Raw genomic sequence first — 5482 nt, 5'->3', positions numbered from 1 at the left:
GCGTGGCGGGCAAGCTTGCCATGATGGCGGTCGAGATCATGGTGGCCCGCCAGCTCACCTACTTCAGCGCGCACGAAAAAGACAACGACCGCCGCTGCGACCTTGAGGCAGGGATGGCGAAACTGCTGGGCGCGCGCGTGGCATGGGCCTCGGCCGACAACGCGCTGCAAATCCACGGCGGCAACGGCTTTGCGCTGGAATACAAGGTCAGTCGCATCCTCTGCGACGCGCGGATCCTGAACATCTTTGAAGGGGCCGCCGAAATTCAGGCGCAGGTCATCGCAAGGCGGCTTCTGGACAAAGACTGAACCGCCTGTCGCAGCGGGACGTAGAAAGGCATAGTCAAGGAAAGTCGCCCAATGCCCAAAACCGTCCTTCTGACCGGCGCCTCCGGTTACATCGCGAAATACATCGCCCTGCACCTGCTGGACGCAGGCTATAGCGTGCGCGGCACGGTCCGGTCGCTGTCGCGCGGGGCCGAGGTGATCGAGGCCGTCCGCCCGCACCTTGGCGACGCCAGCAATCTGGAGGCACGGCTGACCTTCGTGGAACTCGACCTTGGCCGCGACGACGGCTGGGACGCCGCGATGGAGGGTGTCGATGTGCTGATGCACACCGCCTCGCCCTTCCCGCTGACACAGCCCAAGGACGAAGCCGCCCTGATCCGCCCCGCTGTCGACGGCACCCTGCGGGCGCTGCGGGCGGCGCATCGGGCGGGGGTGACGCGCGTGGTGCTGACCTCGTCCACGGCGGCGATCACCGGATCGGACCTGCCTGCGGGCGACACCTCTTACGACGAAACGAACTGGACCGACCCCGACACCCCGGGTCTGACGGCCTATACGAAATCCAAGACGCTGGCCGAAAAGGCGGCGTGGGACTTCGTCACCAATGACGCGCCCGCGATGCAGATGACCGTCATCAACCCCGGCTTTGTCCTTGGCGCGCCGCTTGACCGGCATTTCGGCACCTCGATCGCGGTCATCGAACGGCTGGTCAACGCCAAGGACCCGATGCTGCCCGATGTGGGCTTCACTGCGGTCGATATCCGCGATGTGGCCGCCTTGCATGTGACGGTGATCGACAAGCCCCAGACCGTGGGGCAGCGCATCATGGCGGTCGAGAATTTCCTGAAATTCGCCGATATGGCGCAGGCCATCAAGACGGCGTTTCCCCGGCGCAAGACCGTCACGCGCGTGGCGCCCGATATCGTCATCCGGCTTCTGGGGCTCTTCGATCCGGCCGTGCGCTCGATCGTGCCGAACCTCGGTCGGGTCGACAAATTCGACAACAGCCGGGCAAAGGCCACGCTGGGGCGCGGGATGCACCAGTCGCGCAACGCGGTGGTCGACGCCGCCCGCTATCTGATCGAGAACAAACCGGCCTAACCCGCCCGCGCAATCGCATCCAGCAATCGCTGCCTTGCGGCGGGGACCTCGCGGTCGCCCAGACTGCGGATCAACCGGTGCTCGATGAAATAGCCCGTGGTGCCCAGCGCGCGCAGGATCTCGGCATTGCTGGCCTCGCCGCCGCCCGCCAGCACCGGCGGCAATGGCAAAAGCCTGTCCGCCCAGCCCCCCGCACCCGCCGCACTGACCGCACGGCCCGTCTTGGGCGAGACATAGGCCAACCCCTCGGTCACACCTGTGGCCGCACAAGACGACAGATCAAGCGCAAAGCCCATGTCCTCCAGCAGCGCCTGTTCCCAGCGCAGATAGGCCAAAGGCCAGAGATCCCCATCACCCAACAGATCAAGCAAGGACACCGTGCGGCAGTAAAGCGGGGCATGCGCCTCGCGTTCCGGCAGGACCAGCGACAGCAAGGCACAGACCGCATTCAGCCCCGCCAGCGACAGCCGGTCGCCCATCGCCGCAGCGGACCGGCTGCGCAGGGGTTCGACCGTGAACGACCCCAGATGACTGTCCAGCCGCGCCTTCCATGCGACGCTCAGCTGCGCCCCCGGTTGCAGCACCGGCGCCAGCTTGCGGCTGGCCCCGCCGCGCACGACGCCCGCGTCACGGCCATGTTCGGCCGCAAACACCTCGACAATGACCGAGGTCTCGCCAAAGGGCCGCACCGCCAGCAAGGTGGCTTCATCGCGCCATTCGATCATCGGGGGACATCCGCCATCATGGCGCCATAACAAGCAGCCCGCGGCGTGATTGCAAGCGTCCTGAGCGCCGCGTCCCGCAACTTCTTTCTCCCATGAAACTCCCGCCGGAGGCATCCGGCATCGGCCATGGACGCCGCCCGGTCATGGCGGAAACGCGCCGCCAGCGGCGTCGCTGTCAATCAAGCCCCGGTTCATCCAGAAGATGCCGGCCCTGCTTGTCCTCGACCTCGATCACCCAGAGGTCGGGATCGAAACCGCGCTGCCTGCTGATCGCGGCATCGACCTGCGCCTCGTCCCCTTCGACCAGCACGATCCAGCGGCGGTCACCGGTCAGCAGATCGAAACTGCGCTGATAGCAGCGGGCCTGCCCGTCCAGCGTGTTCAGCTTGATCAGCACCGCGCCTGCGGTCGCATCCCCCCGCCGCACGACAAAGGCCGGCACCGCGATCTGTCGCAGCCTTGCAAGATAGGCTGACACCCAGATATCGGCGGTCAGCCTCATGCGTTCCCGTCTTTGAAATCAAGGCCCATCTCGGAATAGCGTTCCGCCTCTTCCAGCCAGTTCGGCCGGACCTTGACCTGCAGGAACAGATGCACGCGGCGGCCAAGGAAGTCTTCCAGCTCTGCCCGCGCGGCGGTGCTGACGGCCTTGACCGTCTCGCCGCCCTTGCCCAGCACGATCCCCTTGTGCCCGTCACGGGCGACATAGACGATCTGGTCTATCCGGGCCGAGCCGTCCTTGCGCTCTTCCCAGCTTTCGGTTTCCACCGTCAGCTCGTAGGGCAGTTCCTGATGCAGGCGCAGGGTCAGCTTTTCGCGCGTCATCTCGGCGGCGATCATGCGCATCGGCAGATCGGCGATCTGGTCTTCGGGGTAAAGCCACGGGCCCTCGGGCAAGGCCCCCGCCAGCCAGTCGCGCAAGGTCTCGCAGCCATAGCCCTTTTCGGCGGAAATCATGAAGGTCTCGGCAAAGGGATAGGCGTCGTTCATGTCCTTGGTCAGCGCCAGCAGCACTTCGGATTTGACCTTGTCGATCTTGTTGATGGCCAGCGCCACGGGCACCTTGACCTCGCGGTCCGCCAGGGTCGCAAGGATGCGCTTGACCCCGTCGGTCATGCCGCGATGCGCCTCGATCAGCAGGACCACCACATCGGCATCCGCCGCCCCGCCCCAAGCCGCCGCAACCATCGCGCGATCCAGACGGCGGCGCGGCTGGAACAGCCCGGGCGTGTCGATGAAGATCAGTTGCGCCTGCCCTGCCATCGCCACGCCACGGATGCGCGCGCGCGTCGTCTGGACCTTGTGCGTCACGATCGAGACCTTCGCCCCCACCATGCGGTTCAGCAAGGTGGACTTGCCCGCGTTCGGTTCGCCGATGAGGGCGATGAAACCTGCTTTGGTGGCGTCGCTCATGTCAAGACTTTCTGCAAAAGGGCGGCGGCGGCGGCCTGTTCGGCCTGCCGTTTCGATCCGGCGGTGGCCTGTTCGGACGGCCCCGAGGCAAGCTGCACCGCAATGGTGAACTGTGGCGCGTGATCCGGCCCGCTGCGGGCGATCTCGGTATAGTGCGGCGGCACCTCGCCGCGGGCCTGCGCCCATTCCTGCAACGCTGTCTTGGCGTCGCGGGCGTCTTCCTCGACCTGTCCGATCCGGTCACCCCAGAGATTCAGCACGACCCGTCGCGCCGCCTCGAACCCGGCGTCCTGATAGACCGCCGCGATCACCGCCTCCATCGCGTCGGCCAGCAGCGCCTCTTTCCTGCGCCCGCCCGATTTCATCTCGGACCGGCCCAGTTTCAGCACAGCGCCCAGATCGATCTGGCGGGCCACATCGGCGCAGGTCTCGCGCCGGACCAGCGCATTGAAACGCGGGGCAAGCTGGCCTTCGGTCGCGTTCGGATCGGCATTCAGCAAGGCATCGGCCATCACCAGCCCCAGCACGCGGTCGCCCAGAAACTCCAGCCGCTGGTTATCGTCCCGATGAACCGAGGACATGGACGAATGTGTGACGGCGCGGATCAGGTAGGCGGGGGTCTTGAAGTCATGCCCGACACGGCCCGCAAAGGCCAGGAGGTCCGCCGACAGCTTCAATCCAGCGCCTTGAAGAAGCGGTCGCTGCGCCACGTCCAGAAGGCGAACATCGATCGGCCCGCGGACGAGAACATCACACGATCGGCGCGGCCCACGATATCCTTGCGCTCGACAAAGCCGACCCCGCGCGCGATCTGCGCCACGCGGCTGTCGGTCGAGTTGTCGCGGTTGTCCCCCATGAAGAAGAACTGGCCTTCGGGCACGGTGAAGACGCCTGTATTGTCGGTCGCACGGTCACCGATATTCAGGATCGCATGGCTGACGCCATTGGGCAGCGTTTCGATAAAGCGTTCCTTCTCGCAGACAGCGCCCAGTCCGACGACGCCGTTCGAACACTGCGGGCGCGTGCCCAGCGGGCCTTGCGGTTCCATGATTTCCGTGAAGGTGCCGGCGGGTTCGACCTGCACGGGTGCATCGTTGATGTAAAGCAGCCCGTCGCGCATCTGGATGCGGTCGCCGGGCACACCGATCAGACGCTTGATGAAATCGCGGCCATCGACGGGGTGGCGGAAGACGACGATATCGCCACGCTCGGGGTCCGAGCCGAAGAACCGGTCATCACGGTCCTCGATGAAGCCGCAGAAATCCTCGGCCCCGATGTCGATACCGACAGCCGGAATACGGATCGAGGGGCAAGAGGCATAGGAATAGCCATAGGCCATCTTGTTGACGAAAAGGAAATCACCGATCAGCAGCGTGTCCTTCATCGACCCTGAGGGAATCCAGAACGGCTGGAAGAACAGTGTGCGGAACAAACCGGCCAGCACCAGCGCCCAGAAGATCGTCTTGACGGTGTCCCATAGCCAGGCGATCACCCCTGTAGTCTCTGCCATTTCCGCGTCCTCTGCTGGTTGTCGGCGCTACATGATGCGCAGGGTGTGGAGTGTCAAGCGATGGGCCGCGCCTCGATCACGACAAAGGCCTGTGCCCATGGGTGATCGTCGGTCAGGGTGACGTGGATGATCGCCTCGTGCCCGTCGGGGGTCATTTCCTTCAGGCGTTCGGCGGCCCAGCCGGTGACATGCATGACGGGTTGGCCGGTCGCAAGGTTGCTGACCGCCATGTCCTTCCACGAAATCCCCATGCGCAACCCCGTGCCCAGCGCCTTGGAACAGGCCTCTTTCGCGGCCCAGCGCTTGGCATAGGTGCCCGCGACATCCTTGCGGCGTTCCGCCTTGCGCTGTTCGACCGGCGTGAAGACACGGTCGCGAAAGCGGTCGCCGAAGCGGTCCAGTGTGCCTTGGATGCGCTCGATATTCGCAAGGTCCGTGCCGATGCC

8 protein-coding genes are annotated in these 5482 nt (G+C 65.3%); 2 read left to right on the top strand and 6 right to left on the bottom strand.

Annotation, left to right across the window (positions count from 1 at the left end):
* Together V7N12_RS09905 and V7N12_RS09900 are read left to right on the top strand one after the other, a co-directional pair.
* Positions 1 to 308: acyl-CoA dehydrogenase family protein (locus V7N12_RS09905; protein WP_333714358.1), on the top strand; the 308-nt coding region annotated here is incomplete at its 5' end.
* A 51-nt stretch (positions 309 to 359) separates the two neighbouring features.
* Positions 360 to 1388, top strand: coding sequence for an SDR family oxidoreductase (locus V7N12_RS09900; RefSeq protein ID WP_333714357.1), 1029 nt, complete (start codon positions 360 to 362; stop codon positions 1386 to 1388).
* On the opposite strand, the gene recO is transcribed toward V7N12_RS09900, so the two are convergent.
* The 6 genes from recO to acpS all read right to left on the bottom strand — a co-directional run.
* Positions 1385 to 2113: a DNA repair protein RecO gene (gene recO / locus V7N12_RS09895; protein WP_333714356.1), complete on the bottom strand. Its 729-nt coding sequence runs from the start codon at positions 2111 to 2113 to the stop codon at positions 1385 to 1387. The genes V7N12_RS09900 and recO overlap by 4 nt on opposite strands.
* Before the next feature lie 175 nt (positions 2114 to 2288).
* Positions 2289 to 2615, bottom strand: a complete 327-nt coding sequence (locus V7N12_RS09890) for a DUF1491 family protein (RefSeq protein ID WP_333714355.1) — start codon at positions 2613 to 2615, stop codon at positions 2289 to 2291.
* Positions 2612 to 3526 carry a GTPase Era gene (era, locus tag V7N12_RS09885; RefSeq protein ID WP_333714354.1) on the bottom strand — a complete coding sequence of 305 codons (915 nt, stop codon included), beginning with the start codon at positions 3524 to 3526 and terminating at the stop codon, positions 2612 to 2614. Before era ends, V7N12_RS09890 begins: the two co-directional genes overlap by 4 nt.
* Positions 3523 to 4203 (bottom strand): ribonuclease III, encoded by a 681-nt coding sequence (gene rnc / locus V7N12_RS09880; RefSeq protein ID WP_333714353.1) that lies wholly within the window; start codon positions 4201 to 4203, stop codon positions 3523 to 3525. The genes era and rnc overlap by 4 nt, the downstream gene beginning before the upstream one ends.
* Complete coding sequence (gene lepB / locus V7N12_RS09875; protein WP_333714352.1) at positions 4200 to 5036, bottom strand: signal peptidase I; 837 nt, start codon at positions 5034 to 5036, stop codon at positions 4200 to 4202. Before lepB ends, rnc begins: the two co-directional genes overlap by 4 nt.
* A gap of 53 nt (positions 5037 to 5089) precedes the next feature.
* Positions 5090 to 5482: holo-ACP synthase (acpS, locus tag V7N12_RS09870; protein ID WP_333714351.1), on the bottom strand; the 393-nt coding region annotated here is incomplete at its 5' end.

Source organism: Yoonia sp. (assembly GCF_036770585.1).
Classification (GTDB): Bacteria; Pseudomonadota; Alphaproteobacteria; order Rhodobacterales; family Rhodobacteraceae; genus Yoonia.
Note: the sequence above shows the minus strand (reverse complement) of the source record. Positions and strands in the feature narration are given on the sequence as shown.